Source organism: Streptomyces pseudoechinosporeus (genome assembly GCF_054783935.1).
Map to the genome: position 1 here is coordinate 1 of NZ_BAAGPS010000015.1, position 17,674 is coordinate 17,674.

The 17,674-nt window shown below is 70.2% G+C and carries 20 protein-coding genes and 1 pseudogene; 7 read left to right on the forward strand and 14 right to left on the reverse strand.

Features of this window, described 5'->3' with window-relative positions; genetic code table 11:
• The 9 genes from ACYVO6_RS20700 to ACYVO6_RS20740 all read right to left on the reverse strand — a co-directional run.
• Nucleotides 1-261 (reverse strand): phosphoadenosine phosphosulfate reductase domain-containing protein (locus tag ACYVO6_RS20700; RefSeq protein WP_461063174.1); only part of this gene is annotated, 261 nt, incomplete at its 3' end.
• On the reverse strand, nt 258-827 hold the full coding sequence (cysC, locus tag ACYVO6_RS20705) for an adenylyl-sulfate kinase (RefSeq protein WP_461063176.1): 570 nt from the start codon (nt 825-827) through the stop codon (nt 258-260). The genes cysC and ACYVO6_RS20700, both read right to left, overlap by 4 nt.
• Before the next feature lie 2 nt (nt 828-829).
• Nucleotides 830-1,555 (reverse strand): phosphoadenylyl-sulfate reductase, encoded by a 726-nt coding sequence (locus tag ACYVO6_RS20710; RefSeq protein ID WP_461063178.1) that lies wholly within the window; start codon nt 1,553-1,555, stop codon nt 830-832.
• Complete coding sequence (locus ACYVO6_RS20715; RefSeq protein ID WP_165337482.1) at nt 1,552-1,731, reverse strand: hypothetical protein; 180 nt, start codon at nt 1,729-1,731, stop codon at nt 1,552-1,554. The genes ACYVO6_RS20710 and ACYVO6_RS20715 overlap by 4 nt, the downstream gene beginning before the upstream one ends.
• A gap of 109 nt (nt 1,732-1,840) precedes the next feature.
• Nucleotides 1,841-3,538, reverse strand: coding sequence for a nitrite/sulfite reductase (locus ACYVO6_RS20720; RefSeq protein WP_461063180.1), 1,698 nt, complete (start codon nt 3,536-3,538; stop codon nt 1,841-1,843).
• 156 nt (nt 3,539-3,694) lie between these two features.
• On the reverse strand, nt 3,695-3,778 hold the full coding sequence (locus tag ACYVO6_RS20725) for a putative leader peptide (protein ID WP_309486338.1): 84 nt from the start codon (nt 3,776-3,778) through the stop codon (nt 3,695-3,697).
• 137 nt (nt 3,779-3,915) lie between these two features.
• Nucleotides 3,916-4,485 (reverse strand): GNAT family N-acetyltransferase, encoded by a 570-nt coding sequence (locus ACYVO6_RS20730; protein ID WP_461063182.1) that lies wholly within the window; start codon nt 4,483-4,485, stop codon nt 3,916-3,918.
• A 48-nt stretch (nt 4,486-4,533) separates the two neighbouring features.
• A complete protein-coding gene (locus ACYVO6_RS20735; RefSeq protein ID WP_461063184.1) occupies nt 4,534-5,979 on the reverse strand; it encodes a hypothetical protein in 1,446 nt (481 codons plus the stop codon).
• A 195-nt stretch (nt 5,980-6,174) separates the two neighbouring features.
• The gene (locus ACYVO6_RS20740; protein ID WP_461063186.1) at nt 6,175-7,809 is read right to left on the reverse strand and encodes an acyl-CoA dehydrogenase family protein; all 1,635 of its coding nucleotides are present in this window, start codon (nt 7,807-7,809) and stop codon (nt 6,175-6,177) included.
• Between the two features lie 87 nt (nt 7,810-7,896).
• Here ACYVO6_RS20740 and ACYVO6_RS20745 point away from each other — a divergent pair, with 87 nt between their 5' ends.
• The gene (locus ACYVO6_RS20745; protein WP_461063188.1) at nt 7,897-9,042 is read left to right on the forward strand and encodes a YihY/virulence factor BrkB family protein; all 1,146 of its coding nucleotides are present in this window, start codon (nt 7,897-7,899) and stop codon (nt 9,040-9,042) included.
• 12 nt (nt 9,043-9,054) lie between these two features.
• Here ACYVO6_RS20745 and ACYVO6_RS20750 read toward each other — a convergent pair whose 3' ends face one another.
• Complete coding sequence (locus ACYVO6_RS20750) at nt 9,055-9,891, reverse strand: NmrA family NAD(P)-binding protein (protein WP_461063190.1); 837 nt, start codon at nt 9,889-9,891, stop codon at nt 9,055-9,057.
• Nucleotides 9,892-9,972: 81 nt separating this feature from the next.
• Between ACYVO6_RS20750 and ACYVO6_RS20755 the strand changes: the two genes are divergently transcribed.
• Nucleotides 9,973-10,908: an AraC family transcriptional regulator gene (locus ACYVO6_RS20755; RefSeq protein WP_461063192.1), complete on the forward strand. Its 936-nt coding sequence runs from the start codon at nt 9,973-9,975 to the stop codon at nt 10,906-10,908.
• A gap of 23 nt (nt 10,909-10,931) precedes the next feature.
• Nucleotides 10,932-11,621 (forward strand): helix-turn-helix domain-containing protein, encoded by a 690-nt coding sequence (locus tag ACYVO6_RS20760; RefSeq protein ID WP_461063194.1) that lies wholly within the window; start codon nt 10,932-10,934, stop codon nt 11,619-11,621.
• Here ACYVO6_RS20760 and ACYVO6_RS20765 read toward each other — a convergent pair.
• Complete coding sequence (locus ACYVO6_RS20765; protein ID WP_461063196.1) at nt 11,601-12,005, reverse strand: VOC family protein; 405 nt, start codon at nt 12,003-12,005, stop codon at nt 11,601-11,603. The two genes, ACYVO6_RS20760 and ACYVO6_RS20765, sit on opposite strands and share 21 nt — an antisense overlap.
• Nucleotides 12,006-12,188: 183 nt before the next feature.
• Here ACYVO6_RS20765 and cyaB point away from each other — a divergent pair, with 183 nt between their 5' ends.
• Nucleotides 12,189-12,743, forward strand: coding sequence for a class IV adenylate cyclase (cyaB, locus tag ACYVO6_RS20770; protein ID WP_461063198.1), 555 nt, complete (start codon nt 12,189-12,191; stop codon nt 12,741-12,743).
• Between the two features lie 178 nt (nt 12,744-12,921).
• On the opposite strand, the gene ACYVO6_RS20775 is transcribed toward cyaB, so the two are convergent.
• Complete coding sequence (locus ACYVO6_RS20775) at nt 12,922-13,581, reverse strand: GNAT family N-acetyltransferase (protein WP_461063200.1); 660 nt, start codon at nt 13,579-13,581, stop codon at nt 12,922-12,924.
• Nucleotides 13,582-13,774: 193 nt separating this feature from the next.
• On the opposite strand from ACYVO6_RS20775, the pseudogene ACYVO6_RS20780 reads away from it, so the two are divergent.
• The 3 genes and pseudogenes from ACYVO6_RS20780 to ACYVO6_RS20790 all read left to right on the forward strand — a co-directional run.
• A pseudogene (locus ACYVO6_RS20780) lies at nt 13,775-13,906 on the forward strand (IS256 family transposase); the annotation flags it as partial.
• Between the two features lie 73 nt (nt 13,907-13,979).
• Entirely contained in the window at nt 13,980-14,411 is a 432-nt protein-coding gene (locus ACYVO6_RS20785) for a DUF5959 family protein (protein ID WP_461063202.1), read from the forward strand.
• 15 nt (nt 14,412-14,426) lie between these two features.
• Nucleotides 14,427-15,101, forward strand: a complete 675-nt coding sequence (locus tag ACYVO6_RS20790; RefSeq protein WP_461063204.1) for a ThuA domain-containing protein — start codon at nt 14,427-14,429, stop codon at nt 15,099-15,101.
• 8 nt (nt 15,102-15,109) lie between these two features.
• Here ACYVO6_RS20790 and ACYVO6_RS20795 read toward each other — a convergent pair whose 3' ends face one another.
• Together ACYVO6_RS20795 and ACYVO6_RS20800 are read right to left on the reverse strand one after the other, a co-directional pair.
• The gene (locus tag ACYVO6_RS20795; protein WP_461063206.1) at nt 15,110-16,150 is read right to left on the reverse strand and encodes a LacI family DNA-binding transcriptional regulator; all 1,041 of its coding nucleotides are present in this window, start codon (nt 16,148-16,150) and stop codon (nt 15,110-15,112) included.
• A 236-nt stretch (nt 16,151-16,386) separates the two neighbouring features.
• Nucleotides 16,387-17,520 carry a protein kinase family protein gene (locus ACYVO6_RS20800; protein ID WP_461063208.1) on the reverse strand — a complete coding sequence of 378 codons (1,134 nt, stop codon included), beginning with the start codon at nt 17,518-17,520 and terminating at the stop codon, nt 16,387-16,389.
• Nucleotides 17,521-17,674: the final 154 nt, after the last annotated feature.

Consider the following 17,674-nt stretch of genomic DNA (forward strand, 5'->3'; position numbering starts at 1 on the left):
CCGGTAGGCGAGGACCTCCGGGAAGTTGTGCCCGGTGTCCACGTGCAGCAGCGAGAAGGGAATGGCCGCCGGGGCGAACGCCTTCAGCGCCAGGTGCAGCATGACGATGGAGTCCTTGCCGCCGGAGAACAGGATCACCGGCCGCTCGAACTCACCCGCCACCTCACGGAAGATGTGCACGCCCTCGGACTCCAGAGCGTCCAGGTGGGACAGCGCGTACGGGCTGGCCGTCTCCTCGGAGACAGTGGCGACGGTCGTCATGCGAGACCCCTTTCGGTGAGCAGCGCGTGGACCGCTGCCGCGGACTCCGGCACGGTCTGGGTGTGCGACTCGATGCGCAGATCGGGCGACTCGGGCTCCTCGTACGGGTCGTCGACCCCGGTGAGCCCGGAGATCTCGCCCGCCGCCTGCTTGGCGTACAGCCCCTTCACATCGCGCTCGGAGCACACCTCGACCGGCGTGGCGACATGCACCTCGAGGTACGCGGTGCCGCCGGCCATGTGGCGCTTGCGCACCGCCTCCCGGCTGTCCGCGTACGGCGCGATCACCGGGACGAGCGTCTTGACGCCGTTACGGGACAGCAGGTCGGCGAGGTAGCCGATGCGCTGCACGTTCGTGTGCCGGTCCTCGCGGCTGAAGCCGAGGCCCGCCGTCAGGAACGTACGGATCTCGTCGCCGTCGAGCACCTCGACGCGGTGGCCCTCCGCACGCAGCCGGTCGGCCAGCTCGTACGCGATCGTGGTCTTGCCGGCGCTCGGCAGACCCGTGAGCCAGATGGTGGCTCCGGTCACTTGGTTCTCCTGGTTCCTCGACAGCGCAGCGGTCATGGTCAGTCGTGAATCCCGCACTCGGTCTTGGCGCGGCCCGCCCAGCGGCCGGCGCGCGCGTCCTCGCCCTCGAGCACGCGGCGGGTGCAGGGGGCGCAGCCCACGGAGGGGTAACCGTCCATGAGCAGCGGGTTGGTGAGGACGCCGTGCTCGGTGACGTACGCGTCCACGTCGTCCTGCGTCCAGCGGGCGATCGGCGAGATCTTGACCTTGCGGCGCTTCTCGTCCCAGCCGACGACCGGGGTGTTCGCCCGGGTCGGGGACTCGTCGCGGCGCAGGCCCGTGGCCCATGCGGTGTACTTCGTCAGCCCCTCTTCCAGGGGCTTGATCTTCCGCATCGCGCAGCACAGGTCGGGGTTGCGGTCGTGCAGCTTCGGCCCGTACTCGGCGTCCTGCTCGGCCACGGTCTGGCGCGGGGTGAGCGTGATGACGTTGACGTCCATCACGGCCTCGACCGCGTCGCGGGTGCCGATGGTCTCGGGGAAGTGGTAGCCGGTGTCGAGGAACACGACGTCGACTCCGGGCATGGCACGGGCGGCGAGGTGAGCGACGACCGCGTCCTCCATGGAGGACGTCACACAGAACTTCTTGCCGAAGGTCTTGGCGGCCCACTGAAGGATCTCGAGCGCGGACGCGTCCTCGAGGTCACGGCCCGCCTGCTCGGCGAGCGCTTTCAGCTCCGCATCGGGATCCGTCTCAATATCCGGCTCTGCCTGAACCGTGGTCATATCTGGTCCCCTCCACCGTCAGTGCGCTGAAGCCCCCGGGAAAGCAACCCGAGGAACTTCAACTGGAAGGCTCGATTGCATGCTCCGCATTCCCACGCGCCATGCCCCTGCTCGCTCGGACGCAGGTCCTCGTCGCCGCAGTACGGGCAGTAGAAGGGCGCGGCTCGTTCGCTCACCGCTGCCGCCCTCCGTCCGCATCCATGCGTACGTGGCCTGCGAGGGCGCCGATCACCGCGCCCGCGCCGACGCACAGGAGGGCGCTCATGGCCACGACCACAAGGAGGCTCATGACAGCGACTCCTCGCTGGCCCGCGCCGCCCATGTGGCGAACCTCTCGCCGTCCTCGCGCTCCGCCTCGAAGCGCTTGAGGACCCGCTCGACGTAGTCCGGCAGCTCCTCCGAAGTGACCTTCAGGCCACGGACCTTGCGGCCGAAACCGGCCTCCAGACCGAGCGCACCGCCGAGGTGCACCTGGAAGCCCTCGACCTGGTTGCCCTCGTCGTCCAGGACCAACTGGCCCTTGAGACCGATGTCCGCGACCTGGATACGGGCGCAGGCGTTCGGGCAGCCGTTGATGTTGATGGTGATCGGCTCGTCGAACTCGGGGATGCGGCGCTCGAGTTCATCGATCAGTGAGGCCCCGCGCGCCTTGGTCTCGACGATCGCGAGCTTGCAGTACTCGATGCCGGTACAGGCCATCGTGCCGCGCCGGAACGGCGACGGCTTGGTGGTGAGGTCGAGCGCCTCCAGGCCCTCGACGAGCGAGGCGACCTTCGACTCCTCCACGTCGAGCACGATCATCTTCTGCTCGACGGTCGTACGCAGCCGTCCCGAGCCGTGCGCCTCGGCCAGCTCGGAGATCTTCGTGAGGGTCGTGCCGTCCACGCGGCCCACCCGCGGCGCGAAACCGACGTAGAACCGTCCGTCCTGCTGCCGGTGCACCCCGACGTGGTCGCGCCAGCGCGCCACGGGCTGGTCGGGCGCCGGGCCGTCGATCAGCTTCCGCTTCAGGTACTCGTCCTCAAGGACCTGACGGAACTTCTCCACGCCCCAGTCGGCGAGCAGGAACTTCAGCCGGGCGCGCGTACGAAGGCGCCGGTAGCCGTAGTCACGGAAGATCGAGATGACGCCCTCGTAGACGTCCGCGACCTCGTCCAGCGGCACCCAAGTGCCAAGGCGCTGGCCGATCTTGGGGTTGGTGGAGAGGCCGCCGCCGACCCAGACGTCGAAGCCGGGGCCGTGCTCGGGGTGGTTCACGCCGACGAAGGCGATGTCGTTGATCTCGTGCGCCACGTCCAGCAGCGGCGAGCCGGAGACCGCGGACTTGAACTTGCGGGGCAGGTTCGAGAAGTCCTTGTTGCCGATGATCCGGCGGTGGATCTCGTCGATGGCCGGGGTGCCGTCGATGATCTCGTCCTCGGCGATCCCGGCGACGGGCGAGCCGAGGATGACACGGGGCGTGTCACCGCAGGCCTCGGTCGTGGACAGGCCGACGCCTTCGAGGCGCTCCCAGATCTCGGGCACGTCCTCGATGCGGATCCAGTGCAGCTGGATGTTCTGCCGGTCGGTGATGTCGGCGGTGCCGCGCGCGAACTCCTGCGAGATCTCGCCGATCACCCGCAGCTGCTCGGTGGTGAGCCGGCCGCCGTCGATCCGCACCCGCAGCATGAAGTACTTGTCGTCCAGCTCCTCCGGCTCCAGGATCGCGGTCTTGCCGCCGTCGATCCCGGGCTTGCGCTGGGTGTAGAGGCCCCACCAGCGCATCCGGCCACGCAGGTCGTTGGGGTCGATCGCGTCGAATCCCCGCTTGGAGTAGATCGTCTCAATACGTGTCCGTACGTTGAGACCGTCGTCGTCCTTCTTGAACTGTTCGTTGCCGTTGAGCGGGGTGAAGTGACCCACGGCCCACTGGCCCTCGCCGCGGTGACGGCTCACCTTGCGGCGGGGCGCGGCGGCAGCAGGCTTCTGTGGGGTGGCGGCCATGGTTACGTCCTTCGGGACAGGCGGGGGGAGCGACTCAGACCTGCGCATAGGGGCGCATGGGGGCATACGCGCGCGTCTTTGCGCAGAGCGAGGCAGAAGGGAGAATGTCGGCGGTGCTGCTGTCCGGGACCGGAAGGCCCTGTCGGATACAGCTGCTCAGCTCGCCGGACAGATGGCGCTGGACATGCGGCCGAGGTCGACGTGCCGCCGACTCACCAAGGCAATTCCAGTTCCAGACATGACGGAAGCGTGTCATGGCGATCTGGACAGAGTCCAGCTTCGTCCGCGATACGGACACCCTTGTCCCGTATCGTGAGACAAGGGTGTTGTTGGTCACAAGGTCTGACGCAGGGCTTGTCTTTCCCGGTCTCACCAGGTCAGACGGCCAGCGCCCCTGGCCAGGGACCGGCGGTGGCGATGTCCGGCTCCTCGGCCACCTTGGTGTCGAAGAGCTTGAAGCCGCGCCGCAGGTAGTTGTCCATCGCATGCTCCCCGTCCTTGCTGCATGTATGCAGCCAGACGCGTTTCGTCGGCGGCCTGCCCGGCCAGCGCTCGGCCAGGTCCCAGGCGCGCGCGACCCCGTACGACAGGAGGTGCCCACCGATCCGCCGGCCCCGGAAGGCGGGGATCAGCCCGAAGTAGACGATCTCCACGACGCCCTCTGCCTGCGCCTCCAGTTGTACGTATCCGGCGGGCGTCCCGCGCTCGTACGCGACCCAGGTCTCGACCCCCGGCCGCTCGAGGTCCTCCTGCCACTGGGCGTACGTCCAGCCCAGCCGGTCGGTCCAGCGGATGTCGCCGCCGACCGAGGTGTACAGGAAGCGGCTGAACTCCGGCGAGGGCACCTCGGAGCGGACGATCCGGACGTTGCCGGCCGGCTCGGCGGCGGGCAGCAGGTCGGCCGGAGAGGTCTGCTCCAGCGACCAGGTGGTGACAGCGATGCTCATGCGGGTCAGCGATACCACGAACGTGAGCCCCGCTTCAAAACAACCGGGTCACTCCAACGAGTGGTCCACCGTCGACAACGGAACCGCGTACAACACCCGTTCGGAAACCGTGCCCGGCTGCCACGCGGTGGCCCGGTCGTCCGCCCGCCCGGGAAGGTCGTCCGCCCGGCCCGAGGCGGTCGCCACCCGCCCGGTCAGCGTCCACAGCTCGCCGGTCTCCTGCCAGTACGACAGCGACTCCGTGTCCCGCCCCCAGCAGGCGTACGACTCGTCACCGCCGCACTTCGCGGCCTTCGCGGCGCTCTCGTTCTGCCGCCAGAGCGTGCCGTGCCCGTCGCCCGCGCCCGGTGCGTGTCCGGCGTACCAGTTCGGCTCGCTCGCGCCGTTCGGCCGGTGCGAGAGGACCCCTTGCAGCCCGACGGCCTCGGTCTCGTACGCCTCCTCGGCGTGGACGCGTCCCCGGGGGTCGGTGGCGAGCAGGCCCGTGCGGTCGTCCGCGGTACTGAAGTCGTAACGCCATACGCGGCCCGGCTCGCCGCTGTCCGGGCGGAACCACTCGTTGGCGACCAGGCTGTCCGGCGTGGAGGTGCGGTCCAGGGATGCGGAGGCGAAGCAGGGGACGCGGTCGTTGGTGGTGGCGTCGCAGGCGCCGCCGGTGAGGCTGTACGAGCCCATGGCCGGCATCACATACCGGTAGCCGTGCGCCGACCAGCCCTCCTTCACCTTGCCGACGGCGCCGCTGACGACGTCGGCGCGCAGGATGCGGTCCATGTCGAAGACGTACAGGGCGTTGTTGCCGGCGGCGCCGTTCCTGGCGGTGACGATCAGCTTGTCCTGGTACCAGACCATGCCGCCGACACGGGAGCGGACGGCCTCGAAGTCCTTGCCGCCCTCCAGCGGGGCGACCAGCAGGACCCAGCGGTACTTGAGGTTCCCCGGGTCGTTCGCGTCGATGAAGGCGACCCGGGCGAGGCCCTTGTCCTCCTCCTGCGCGCCCGCCCTCTGGCCGGTGTGCGTCCAGCCGGACAGGATCACACGGTTGGAGCCCCACCTGCCGTCCTCGTCGGAGTCCCCGGAGGTGGTCACCGACTGAGGCTGCCACTTCTGGGTCCGCGCATCACTGTCCGCCCAGCAGTACACGCGCGTAGCGTCCGGCTCGACGGGCAGCGCGGCCTTCTCCTGGGCACCGCAGTCGGCCCTGTTGCGCATCTGGTGGTTGGCGTTCTGCAGGACGCCGTCCACACCGACGTTCCCGCCCATCCCGCTCTCGAGGGCGTCGAGGGTGTCCTCGCCGACGAGGTTCTCGTGCAGCTGGAGCTTGTCGGTCTCGGACGATGAGGTGAGCGCGGTGAGGGCGCCCGGGTTCGCGCTGCTCGCGGCCTGCGAAGTGCTGATGAGGCCCGCGGCGACGGTGAGGGCGAGAGCGGTCCCGGCCAGGCCCGCCCGCAGCGCGCGCCCCTTCTTACGGCGGCGGTGCCTGCCTCGATACGCCATTGTTCCTCCCGCGTTGGCGGCCAACTGCCCCTTCCGGTCAGTGCGTTGAACCGGCGGGACAGTGTGGGGAGCCGTGGGAGGGATGGTACGTCAGATGTCGCCGGGCCTGGGCGAATACGCCGGAATAGGTGGTACGAGAGGGAGGCGCCGGTTCGACACCCGCACCCCCGTGTCGTACGCCTGCCTACGGCCCGACTACGAGACGGGCCGTGCCCGCTCCACCACCGAGGCCAGGTCCAGGCTGTGCGGCAGGGTCCCGAACGCCGCCCCCCAGTCCCCGCCGAGGCGTGACGCGCAGAACGCGTCGGCGACCTCCGGGGGCGCGTACTGGACGAGCAGTGCGCCCTGGAGCACCAGCGCGATCCGCTCCGCCAGACGCCGGGCGCGGCCCTCGATGCCGTCCAGGTCGGCGAGTTCGGCCAGCAGGTTCTTGATCGCCCCGTCCAGCCGGTGGTCGGCGCCACGGGCCCGGCCGATCTCCTCCAGGAAGGCGTTCAGGGCGTGCGGCTCGCGCTGCATGGCCCGCAGGATGTCCAGCGCCTGGACGTTGCCCGCGCCCTCCCAGATGGAGTTCAGTGGCGACTCGCGCAGCAGCCGCGGCATCCCGGACTCCTCCACGTACCCATTGCCGCCCAGGCACTCCGATGCCTCGACGACGAGCGGTGTGCAGCGCTTGGTCACCCAGTACTTCGCGGCCGGCACGGCGATCCGCAGGAACGCCCGCTCCTGCTCGCTCCCGTCGTCGTACGCGGCCGCCAGCCGCAGCGACAGCGTCGTCGCCGCCTCGGACTCCAGCGCCAGATCGGCCAGTACATTCCGCATCAGCGGCTTGTCGATCAGCTTGCCGCCGAAGGCCTCACGGTAGGTGCAGTGGTGCACGGCCTGCGCGACCGCCTGCCGCATCAGGGAGGCGGCGCCGAGCGCGCAGTCCAGCCGGGTCACCGCGACCATCTCGATGATCGTGCGCACCCCGCGCCCCTCGTCCCCGACCCGGCGCGCCCAGGTCCCGTCGAACTCGATCTCGCTCGACGCGTTCGACCGGTTGCCCAGCTTGTCCTTCAGCCGCTGGATCAGGAACACATTGCGCGTGCCGTCCTCCAGCACCCGTGGCACCAGGAAGCACGTGAGCCCGCCGGGCGCCTGCGCCAGCACCAGAAAGCCGTCCGACATCGGCGCCGAGCAGAACCATTTGTGGCCCGTCAGCTCGTACGTCCCGTCCTCGGCGAGCGGACGCGCCACCGTCGTGTTCGCCCGTACGTCACTGCCGCCCTGCTTCTCCGTCATGCCCATGCCGAAGAGCACGCCGGCCTTCTGCGCGGCGGGCCGCAGCCCCTGGTCGTAGACGGTGGACGTGAGCCGCGGCTCCCACTCGGCCGCGAGCTCCGGGTCCGTGCGCAGTGCGGGCACCGCCGCGTGCGTCATCGACAGCGGGCAGCCGTGGCCCGCCTCGACCTGCGTCCAGATGAGGAACCCGGCCGCACGCCGCAGATGCCCGCCCGGCCGCGCCCACGCCGCCGTCAGGCCCGCCGAGACGCCCTTGCGCAGCAGCCGGTGCCAGGACGGATGGAAGTCGACCTCGTCGATGCGGTGACCGTAGCGGTCGTGCGTACGCAGCCTGGGCGGATTCTCGTTCGCCTGCGCCCCCCACTCCTGGGCCTGCGCGGAACCGGCCGTGCGCCCCAGGGACGAAAGCTCCTCGCGCGCCTCGTCGAGCAGCCCGGGGGCGAGATGCCGCTCGACCGCTTCCGTCAGGACCCGGTCGGCGCCGAAGACGTCATAGCCGACAAGGGGCGGAACCTGGTTCGTCACTGCGTGGGTGCCGGTTGCCATGTGAGGAAACTACCCCCGGGTAGGGCGGCCGTCACCTTCGAGTGCGGAGGGTGAAGAACGCACGTCGCGACCGATACGGTTAGGAGCGTGCAGCCAGCAAGTGAAACACCAGAGAGCCCACCCGGCCGGCTTCACCGGGCACGCGCTCTCTACCGGAATGTCTCCAAGCGGAGGACCGCCTGGCTGCTGCTCAAGGACACCGTCAACTCCTGCATCGAGTACCGGATCCTGGGCCTGGCCGCCGAAGCCGCCTTCTTCACGCTGCTCTCCGTGCCGCCGCTGCTGCTGAGCATGCTCGGACTGCTCGGCTACGTGGACTCCTGGACCGGCGCCGACACCATCGCCAGCGTGGAGACCAACATCCTGGAGGCGTCCCGCACGATCCTGTCCGACAAGGGCGTCAGCGAGATCGCCCAGCCGATCCTCCACGACGTGATGAAGGGCGGCAGACCCGACGTCATCTCCCTCGGCTTCCTCTTCGCCCTGTGGTCGGGCTCGCGCGCGGTGAACGTCTTCATAGACACCATCACCGTCATGTACGGCCTCGACGGCGTCCGCGGCATCGTCAAGACCCGGCTGATGGCGTTCCTGCTGTTCCTCGTGGCGCTGCTGATCGGCTCCGTGGCGCTGCCGCTGATGGTCGCGGGCCCGGACGCCGTGGTGAACCTCGTGTCGTGGTCGACGACCGTCGTACAGGTCCTGTACTGGCCCGTCGTCATCGTCCTGTCCATCGTCTTCCTGACGACGCTCTACCACGTGTCCGTGCCGGTGCGCTCCCCATGGGTCGAGGACGTGCCCGGCGCCCTGATAGCGCTCGCCATGTGGGTACTGGGCAGCTTCCTGCTGCGGATCTACCTGTCCAACACGGTCGAAGGGCCCACGATCTACGGCTCGCTGGCCGCCCCCGTCGCCGTACTGCTGTGGATCGGCGTCTCCGCCTTCGCCGTACTCGTCGGAGCGGCCGTCAACGCCGCCATCGACCGGGTCTGGCCGGCCGCCGCCACGGCCGCCGCCCGCGCCGTCAACGAACAGCTGCGCGCCGCGCAGGCCGCCGACATCGTGGCCCGCGCGGCGGCGGCCCGGTCCGCCGCCGACCCCGACGATCCGGACATGCCCTCCGAGTTCCCGGAGCGCTGGTCCCGCTTCCTCCCCCCGGAGGACGTGACGTCACGGCTGCGGACGACCGCGAAGAGTTCCCCCAAGAACGGCGACGAGCCGCCCGCAGAGCACTGACCCTCGTCGGCTCTAGACCTTCCACACTCCCTGCGCCGCGTGCTCCCGCGCGAAGTCCGTGAAGTCGCGCGGGGCGCGGCCCAGGACCTGCTCGACCCCGTCGGTGGTCTGTGCGTTGCTGCCGTCGAGCAGCGCCTCGAAGACCTCCTGCAGGGACGCGACCTCCTCGGCCGGCAGCCCGAAATCGGTCAGCATGGCGCCGTACTCCTTGACCGACACCGGCACATAGCGGATCTCCCGGCCCGCCGCCGCGGAGATCTCCGCCATGGCGTCACGGAAGGACAGCAGCCGCGCCCCGGTGATCTCCAGGGTCCGCCCCACGTACGAGGAGTCGGTGAGCGCCTTCACCACGACGTCCGCGATGTCCCGCGCGTCGATGAACGGCACCGGCACCTCGCCCGCCGGGAACACGAACTCACCAGCGCGCACCCCCTCCAGCAGCAGCCCCTCACTGAAGTTCTGCATGAACCAGTCCGCCTGCACGACCGTCCACTCCGCCCCCGACTCGCGCACCGCCCGCTCGGCCGACTCCGCCTGCGCCTCACCGCGCGCCGACAACAGCACCAGCCGCCGTACGCCCAGCTCCAGCGCCCGCCGCGCCAAGGTGCCGATGCTCTCGGCCGCGCCCGGCGCGCCGATGTCCCCCGGATACGCCACATACGCCGCGTCGGCGCCGCGCAGCGCCCCATCCCACGTGGCGGAGTCGGTCCAGTCGAAGCGCACCGCGCCACCGCGCGACGCGGCCCGTACGTCGAATCCCGCCGCCTGCGCGGCCTCCACCACCCTGCGCCCCGTCTTGCCCGAGGCTCCCGTCACCAACAGCGTCTTGTTCCGCGTGTTCTCTGTCATGAAATCGAGTGAACTGCCCAGCGCGGAAAGGGAACATCGCTGAACCTCTCGTTCCCATAAGCGCGCGTCTACTCTGGCCTCATGGACGCACTCGCAGGCCTTCTGGAGGGTCCACGCGCGCGTGGCGCCTTCATGATCCGAGCGTGTTTCGATCCGCCGTGGTGCGTACGTATCGAAGATCGCGCCCCGCTCACGGTGATGCTCATGGTCCGTGGCGAGGCCTGGGCCATGCCGGACGAGGGGGAGCGGCTGTTCCTGCGGGCCGGTGACCTCGCCATCGCGCGCGGCCCGGACCCGTACACCTGCGCCGACGACCCCTCGACCGAGCCGCAGGCGCTGATCGGGCCGGGCGCCGAATGTTTCTACCCCGACGGCCGCTCCCTGAACGGGGTCATGGACCTCGGCGTCCGCACCTGGGGCGACCGGCTCGACGGCTCCACGGTGATGCTGATCGGGACGTACACCATGCAGGGCGAGATCAACGGCCGGCTGCTCGACGCCCTGCCACCGCTGCTCCGCCTGACCTCCGACGAGTGGGAGTGCCCGCTCACCCCGCTGTTCACCGAGGAGATCGTGCGCGACGAGCCCGGCCAGGAGGTCGTCCTCGACCGGCTGCTCGACCTGCTGGTCATCGCCGCGCTACGGGTCTGGTTCTCCCGCCCGGAAGCCGAGGCGCCCGCCTGGTACCAGGCTCTCGCGGACCCCGTCGTGGGCCGGGTGCTGCGCCTCCTCCAGGACGACCCGGCACACCCCTGGACCGTCGCCTTGCTCGCCACGAAGGCAGGCGTCTCCCGGGCCGCACTCGCCCGCCGCTTCAGCGAACTCGTGGGCGAGCCCCCGATGACGTACCTCACCGGCTGGCGCCTCGCCCTCGCCGCGGACCGGCTGCGGGACACGGAGGACACCATCGGCGCGATCGCCCGCCAGGTCGGCTACGGCAGCGCGTTCGCCCTGTCCAGCGCCTTCAAGCGGGTGTACGGGGTCAGCCCGCAGGAGCACCGGACACGAGCGACGTAACCGAGCGGCGTAACCTGGCGTACGTGTACGCGGAGCGGCCCTCCCGGCTTGCGGGCGCCGTCGTCTGGACGAACACCCCGTCCGACACCGGCGCCGGGCGCGTCCTGCCCGACGGCTGCATGGACCTCCTGTGGAACGAGGGACGGCTGCTGGTCGCCGGGCCCGACACACACGCGTACGTCACCGAAGGCGCGCCGCGGTCCTGGGCGGGCGTCCGCTTCTACCCCGGCACCGCGCCCACACTCCTGGGCGTGCCCGCGCACGAACTGCGCGACCAGCGCGTGGAGTTGGCCGACCTCCGGCCCCGCTCCGAGGTACGGCGCCTCACCGCGCACGTGAACGCGGCCGACGACCCGGCGAGCGGCCTCGAAGAGGTGGCGCTGCGGTGGGCGTCCGGCGCCGCACCCCCCGACCCGCTGCTGAGACGGGTCGTGGCCGCCCTCCACGCGGGCCGCCCAGTCGCCGCCACCGCAGACGAACTCGGCGTCGGCGCCCGCCAGCTGCACCGCCGTTCGCTGGCCGCCTTCGGTTACGGCCCCAAGACCCTCGCCCGCGTACTACGGCTGCAGCGCGCCCTCGCCCTGGCCCGCGCCGGGGTGCCCTACGCGGACACGGCGGCACGGACCGGGTTCGCCGACCAGGCCCATCTGGCCCGGGACGTACGGGAGTTGGCGGGCATGCCGCTGGGCGAGCTACTGGGTCGCACCGGGTAGCGGCGCGAACAGGCCGACGTCGTTGCCGTCCGGGTCGAGCAGGCTCGCGTACCGCTGCCCCCAGTCGGCGTCCCACGGCTTGAGCCCGCTGTCGTACCCGGCGCCCACCATCTCCTCGTACACGGCGTCGACCTCGGCCGGGCTCTCGCACAGCAGGGCCAGCGAGATACGCCCGCCCCCGCTCGGCGGCTGCCACTCTGCCGCGAACTCGCGGATGGTCTCCTCGCTGTCGAGCATCAGGCGCAGCCCGCCCGGCAGTTGGGCCTCGGCGTGCGGCTGCTTCTCGGAGCCCTCGGGGAAGGCCAATCCGAGGCGGCGGTAGAAGGCGACTGAGGCGGCCATGTCGGAGGCCACCATGCCGATCGCATCGAATCGTGGAGTCATGCGGCCACCGTAGGCAGGCAGTTCGAGCGTGGTCTTGTAGGAATCGGACACGTCCTGGTCCGACGCCTTGCCCAGCCCGCCACCCGCCTGTACACGGAAGCAGGCCCGTATACGGCGAAAGCCGTACCAGCCGGATCAGGGGCGCGGGAACCGTGACAGCGCGCTCCGAGAGAGGAACTGCCGGTGATCGAGGCGGAGCTGAAGGCTCGCGTGCATGCGTCTGAGGCGGTCGTGCGGCAGCTCGACGAGCGTGCCGAGGCCCGGGTGCAGGTGTACCGGGACACGTACTACGACCGGCCGGACGGCTCGCTGGAAAAGGGTGGCGAGGAGCTGCGGGTGCGGACCGTGCACGGCGCGGACGGTACGAGGACCGTCCTCACGTACAAGGGCGCCCCGGTCGACGAGGCGTCCGGGTCGAAGCCCGAGCACGAGACCCACGTCGAGGACGCCGACGCGGCGCACGCCATCCTGCGCGGCCTCGGTCACGTCGAGCTGATCGCGTTCGAGAAGCGGTGCCGCAACTACGACTTCACTGCCCGCGGCCGACAGATGCTCGCCACCCTCGTACGCGTCCCCGAGATCGGTGGGACGTTCCTGGAGGTCGAGACCCTCGTCGACGAGAACGACGTGACGTCCGCGCTCGACGACATCCGCGCGGTCCTCGCCGAGCTGGGCATCCGGCCAGAGGATCTGACGCGGGAGACGTACACGGGCGCGGTCGCGGCTCAACGTGGCTGACACCGGACACGTCACAGCTCCCTGCCTGAGCCGTCGTAGCCGGGCAGGGGCCTGTGGCTACGCCTCCGGTACGGCCTACTCGGCCCACAGAACCGCGTACGAATGAACGTGGACAGTTTCCGATGCCCCACGCCAGGCCGGTTGCCGAACCAGCGTCCCTCGGCGAAGGTGATCGAGCTCAGTTTGGGGCGGGGACATCTGCCGTCGGCTGCCTGCGTTCGAGGCCACGAGCCATTCGCTGCTCGAGCCTCGCCCGGAGTTCTGGCCACTCTGCTGCGATGATCGAAAAGATCGCAGAGTCACGGAGTCTGCCGTCCTCGCCCGGCGCCCAGGATCGGGACCAGTTCCGCAGCACGCCCTCGAAGCGTGCGCCTGTCCGTTCGATCGCGGCCCGCGAACGGCTGTTACGTGCGTCCGTCTTCAAGTCGAGGCGTGCAACTCCCCAGTTCTCGAACGCGTGCCGGAACAACAAATACTTGGCCTCGGTGTTCACCCCTGTGCCCTGGGCCGACGCCGCGAGCCAGGTGAAGCCGACCTCGATCGCACACAGACTGTCTCCGTCCGGCCGCAGCCGCGGGTCCCAGTAGGCCGTGGCGCCAACGGCCTGCCCCGACGCCTGCTCCACCTGCGCGTACGGGGCCAGCTTCCCGGCAGCGGCACGGGCGAGCTGGGCATCGATATAACCCTCGACCTCGGCTGCCGTGGGCACCCACGTGAACCGATAAGAGGTCCGGTCTTCTTCCGCCGCCACAGCCAAGTCCGCGGCATGGCGGTGATCCAGCGGCTCCAAACGCACGAGCGTGCCTTCCAGGGCCGGTCCCTCCAGTGTGAAACTCATCGATCACCCATCCAATGCCCGGCTCAGCTCGTTCGCATCCAGTCCGCAGGTCCGTAGCGTTCCAGAGCCATCGCGTCATGTCGCGCGAGTTCCGGGCGGAGCGCACCGTCCGTCGGCCAGGCAGGGCCCGATAGCTGGGGACGGTCTCCGTACGCGACTGGTGAGTCAAGTCTGTACGCCGACACTCGGCCGCTTCAAGCTCGCCGAGTCCGCCCAGCAACGGTGGCGGGCCGTAAACGCACCCCGCCTCGTCACCCTCGTCCGCACCGGAGCCTGCTTCGAACGAGGACACCTCGTCGAACGCCCCGAAGCTCACGCGGCCTGACACACCTCAACCGATCTTGTGTCCGTGCCGACGATTAGTGTTCGACAACATGCGCGAGTCGGGAGGGGTAGTCATGGCTGAGGATCCGATCGACCTGATCCGTCTGGAGGGGGAGGGCAACAGCGTCATTCTCCGGATCGCGGGGAAGGAGGAGCGGAAGCGTCTCACCGAGGCCGATGTCCTGGTCGGGGAGTTCCTGGTCGATACGCCCTTCGTCCGTGGCACCCTCAAGACCTGGGTCTTCCCCGAGGACCTGCGGCAGTGGCAGCAGGCCCTGGACTCGCTCGACGCGGGACAGGACATCGCCTGGCGCGAGGGGGAACGCGCTCCGTGGCTGTACATCGAACTCGACGAGGACGATGACCGGTGCCAGGTCACGATCAAGGACCACTCAATGTCCCTGACGACGGTGACGGTCACCGTCCCACTCCTCGATGCTTGGTTCGACGATGCATACCGACGCCTCGACTTGGTCTGGGAGACCTGGCCCATGACCGAAGACTGAGCGGAGCCGGACGCCATGGCTGCAGCGCACCTCGACCCCCGCGTCCTCGTCTACACCCGCACCACGGCCTACCGCCACGACTCGATCCCAGACGGCATCGCGGCCGTACGCTCCCTCGGCGCCGCGCACGGCTTCACGGTGTACGCCACGGAGGATCCCGAGTTCTTCGACGCGCCCGTCGATCCGTACGCGGCCGTCATCTTCCTCTCCACCAGCGGTGACGTCCTGACGCCCGCGGGGCGTGAGCACCTCGCCGCGTACGTCGAGGCGGGCGGCGGCTTCGTCGGGGTGCACGCGGCGGCCTGTACCGAGTACGACTGGCCGTACTACGGGGAGCTGCTCGGCGCCCGCTTCGCCCGTCACCCCGACTACCAGCCGGGCAAGCTCCTCGTCGAGGACCGGGAGCATCCGGCGACCCAACACCTGCCCGCCGCCTGGGAGTTCACAGACGAGTGGTACGACTTCCGGGCCAGTCCGCGCGATTCGGTACGCGTCCTCGCCTCGGCCGACGAATCCTCGTACGACGGAGGCGGGATGGGCGACGACCACCCGCTGGTGTGGTGCCGGGAGCAGGGGAGCGGGCGGGTCTTCTACACCGCGCTCGGGCATGCCTCGGAGGCGTACGAGGACCCTGACTTCCGGGCGCATCTGCTCGGCGGCATCAGGTGGGCGGCGCGACTTCAGCCGTAGGCAAGGCCTTACGCGGCCTCCGGCGCCGGCCCCGTACTCTCCCGCACCACCAGCCGGGTGGACAGCTCCGTCCGGGTGCCCTCCGGCCGTTCGCCCGCCATGATGCGGACCAGCAGGTGCAGCGCGGTCGCGGCCATCTCCGACAGGGGCTGGCGGATCGTGGTCAGCGAGGGTGTGGCCCACTGGGCCTCGGGCAGGTCGTCGAAGCCGACGATGCTCATGTCGTCGGGGACGCTCAACTTCCGTTCGGCCAGGGCCCGGTAGCAGCCGAGGGCCATCTTGTCCGAGCAGACGAAGACGGCCGTGGGCGGTTCGGGCAGATCGAGGAGTTCCAGCATGCGGCGGTGGGCGGCAAGCTCGTTGAAGCTGCCGTAACGGACGTACTCGGGCCGGTGGCGGACACCGGCCGCCGCGAGTGCCGAGCGGTAACCGGCGACGCGGGCGCTGCTGCACAGCTTGCGCCGGTGGCCGGCGAGGACCGCGATCCGCTCGTGACCGAGGGCGAGCAGGTGCTCGGTGGCCGTGACGCCGCCCTGCCAGTTGGCGGCGCCGACCGAGACCACGCCGGGCGGCGGATCGATCACCGGGTCGATCAGGACGAACGGGATGCGGTGCTGGTCCAGCCAGCCGTACTGGGACTGGGTGAGCTCCGCCAGGTTGAACAGCACGCCGGCGGAGCCGCGCGTGGAGAGCTTGTCCAGCCAGCCGCGTTCGGGACGGCCACCGCGCGTCCGGGTCAGGCCGGCCGAGACGACCACCTCGAGGCCCGCGTCGTGTGCGGCCTCCTCCACGCCGTGCAGCACCGCGCCCGACCAGGAGGAGTCCAGCGAGTGCACGACGAGATCGACCAGACCCGGCGACTTCGCCGCGTCGAACCGCGGTCTGCGTACGTAGCCCAGCCGGTCGAGCGCCTCGGTGACCCGGCGGCGGGTCTCCGGCGCCACGTCCTCCCGGCCGTTGACCACCTTCGACGCCGTCGGCACGGACACCCCGGCCTCGCGGGCCACGACCGCCAGCGTCGGCCCGGCCACGCTCCCCGTACGCACCATGGAAGGCCACCTCTCCGGTCCTGTCCCTAGGACCAGCGAAAGTTTCGGATCGCCACGGTCTGGCACGCGGGAGGGCGTCGACCGGTTAGAAAGCGCTTCCTACATTACGGCCGCCGGAAGTGTACGGGGAAGGGGGCGGTGTTCTACGGAATTCCCGGGAGCCGAAACTTTCGAAATGTCGAACAGGTGGGGCGGGGTGGCTTCTGGACTCAGCGGTCCCGGTTCAGTGGTCCGGTTCAGTGAGGGAAGCCGAGTTCGGCCGCGAGCCCGCGCGCCTCCCGGGCCCAGTCCGCCAGGAAGGCCAGCACCACGCCGCGCTCGCGGTAACGGTGCCCGGCCTCCACGATGCGGCTGCCGCCGTAGTCGAGTTGCTGGGCGTCGCCCGCGCGGGACAGCATCAGGGCGGTGAGCCAGTCGTACTTCACCGCGGAGGCGCACACACCGAGCCGGACGAGCCGTTCCTCGCCCTGCCAGCCGCTGTCGCGCAGGCCTCGTACGTAGCCCTCGTACACGGCGGTCGCCAGCTCGGGCAGCCGGGCGGCGGGCAGGAATCCGTCGAAGATCGTGTCGGGGATGTAGTTGCCGATGTCCTCGCCGAGGGCGCCGTCGCCCGCGAACGCCCAGTCGAACAGCACGCTGTGGCCCGGGTGCGGCGAGGTGAGGTTGGCCGGCCACTGGTCGAGGTGGCTGAAGACGCGGGGCAGTGACTCCATGACGCCCAGGAACCATTCGCGTTCGTGGTGCAGCCGCACCATGTCCTCGCGGAGGCCTTCGGGGAAGTGGTCGCGTACGAGCGGCTGACGCCAGGCAGTGTCGTCGTCGAGCAGGTCCCGGCCGGTCGTCTGGGCGGCGGTGTAGTCGCGGAGGAAGCCGCGGCTGAGCCAGGGGTGGTCGAGGGGTTCGGGTTTCTCCGCAAGTGCCCTGCCGTGGGCCGCGCCCAGGCGGCGGGCGTGCTCGGCGTGGGCGGCGGTGGACCAGCCCGTGGCCGGTTCGCCGCGCACGTCCTCCAGCCACAACGCCACGTCGCCGTCGGGGCGTTCGACGGAGGCGAGCAGCTTGGGCGCGGTGATGCCCCACGGCTCCCAGGCCCGGGCGACGCCCTCCTCGTACACGTACGCCTCACGCCGCCAGAAGTTCCAGTGCCGCGGGTCCTCCGAGGCCACCCAGGTGTCGGTGGTTTCCTTGCCCTGGGTCAACACCTTCAGCACGGCCGACCGCTCGGCGACGCTTACGCGCCATACGCCTGCGGTGACGCCGTTCTTCGGGTTGTGCGTGAGGGGGTGGAACCCGGCGCGTTCGGGCGGGACTTGGAATAACTCCCGGACTTCGTCCGCAAGCTGTGGGAAGCGGGTGGCGAGGGATTCGGGCATGCGGCGATCTTAGGATGGCGCCCCTGAACCGGGCGCCCCCAGCCCAGCGCCAGCGCACCGGCGGCCAAAAAACCGGGCGAGCCCGCCCGCACCCTTGCTACCGTCCACCTCATGAAGCGCGCCCACATGACGACGACGCCGGAGAGTGTCCCGG

Excerpts from the sequence above, each read along its gene's own strand:
- cysC (WP_461063176.1), bottom strand. The coding sequence starts at position 827 with ATGACCGCTGCGCTGTCGAGGAACCAGGAGAACCAAGTGACCGGAGCC.
- ACYVO6_RS20710 (WP_461063178.1), bottom strand. The coding sequence starts at position 1,555 with ATGACCACGGTTCAGGCAGAGCCGGATATTGAGACGGATCCCGATGCG.
- ACYVO6_RS20720 (WP_461063180.1), bottom strand. The coding sequence starts at position 3,538 with ATGGCCGCCACCCCACAGAAGCCTGCTGCCGCCGCGCCCCGCCGCAAG.
- ACYVO6_RS20725 (WP_309486338.1), bottom strand. The coding sequence starts at position 3,778 with ATGTCTGGAACTGGAATTGCCTTGGTGAGTCGGCGGCACGTCGACCTC.
- ACYVO6_RS20730 (WP_461063182.1), bottom strand. The coding sequence starts at position 4,485 with ATGAGCATCGCTGTCACCACCTGGTCGCTGGAGCAGACCTCTCCGGCC.
- ACYVO6_RS20735 (WP_461063184.1), bottom strand. The coding sequence starts at position 5,979 with ATGGCGTATCGAGGCAGGCACCGCCGCCGTAAGAAGGGGCGCGCGCTG.
- ACYVO6_RS20740 (WP_461063186.1), bottom strand. The coding sequence starts at position 7,809 with ATGGCAACCGGCACCCACGCAGTGACGAACCAGGTTCCGCCCCTTGTC.
- ACYVO6_RS20750 (WP_461063190.1), bottom strand. The coding sequence starts at position 9,891 with ATGACAGAGAACACGCGGAACAAGACGCTGTTGGTGACGGGAGCCTCG.
- ACYVO6_RS20755 (WP_461063192.1), top strand. The coding sequence starts at position 9,973 with ATGGACGCACTCGCAGGCCTTCTGGAGGGTCCACGCGCGCGTGGCGCC.
- ACYVO6_RS20765 (WP_461063196.1), bottom strand. The coding sequence starts at position 12,005 with ATGACTCCACGATTCGATGCGATCGGCATGGTGGCCTCCGACATGGCC.
- ACYVO6_RS20775 (WP_461063200.1), bottom strand. The coding sequence starts at position 13,581 with ATGAGTTTCACACTGGAGGGACCGGCCCTGGAAGGCACGCTCGTGCGT.
- ACYVO6_RS20785 (WP_461063202.1), top strand. The coding sequence starts at position 13,980 with ATGGCTGAGGATCCGATCGACCTGATCCGTCTGGAGGGGGAGGGCAAC.
- ACYVO6_RS20790 (WP_461063204.1), top strand. The coding sequence starts at position 14,427 with ATGGCTGCAGCGCACCTCGACCCCCGCGTCCTCGTCTACACCCGCACC.
- ACYVO6_RS20795 (WP_461063206.1), bottom strand. The coding sequence starts at position 16,150 with ATGGTGCGTACGGGGAGCGTGGCCGGGCCGACGCTGGCGGTCGTGGCC.
- ACYVO6_RS20800 (WP_461063208.1), bottom strand. The coding sequence starts at position 17,520 with ATGCCCGAATCCCTCGCCACCCGCTTCCCACAGCTTGCGGACGAAGTC.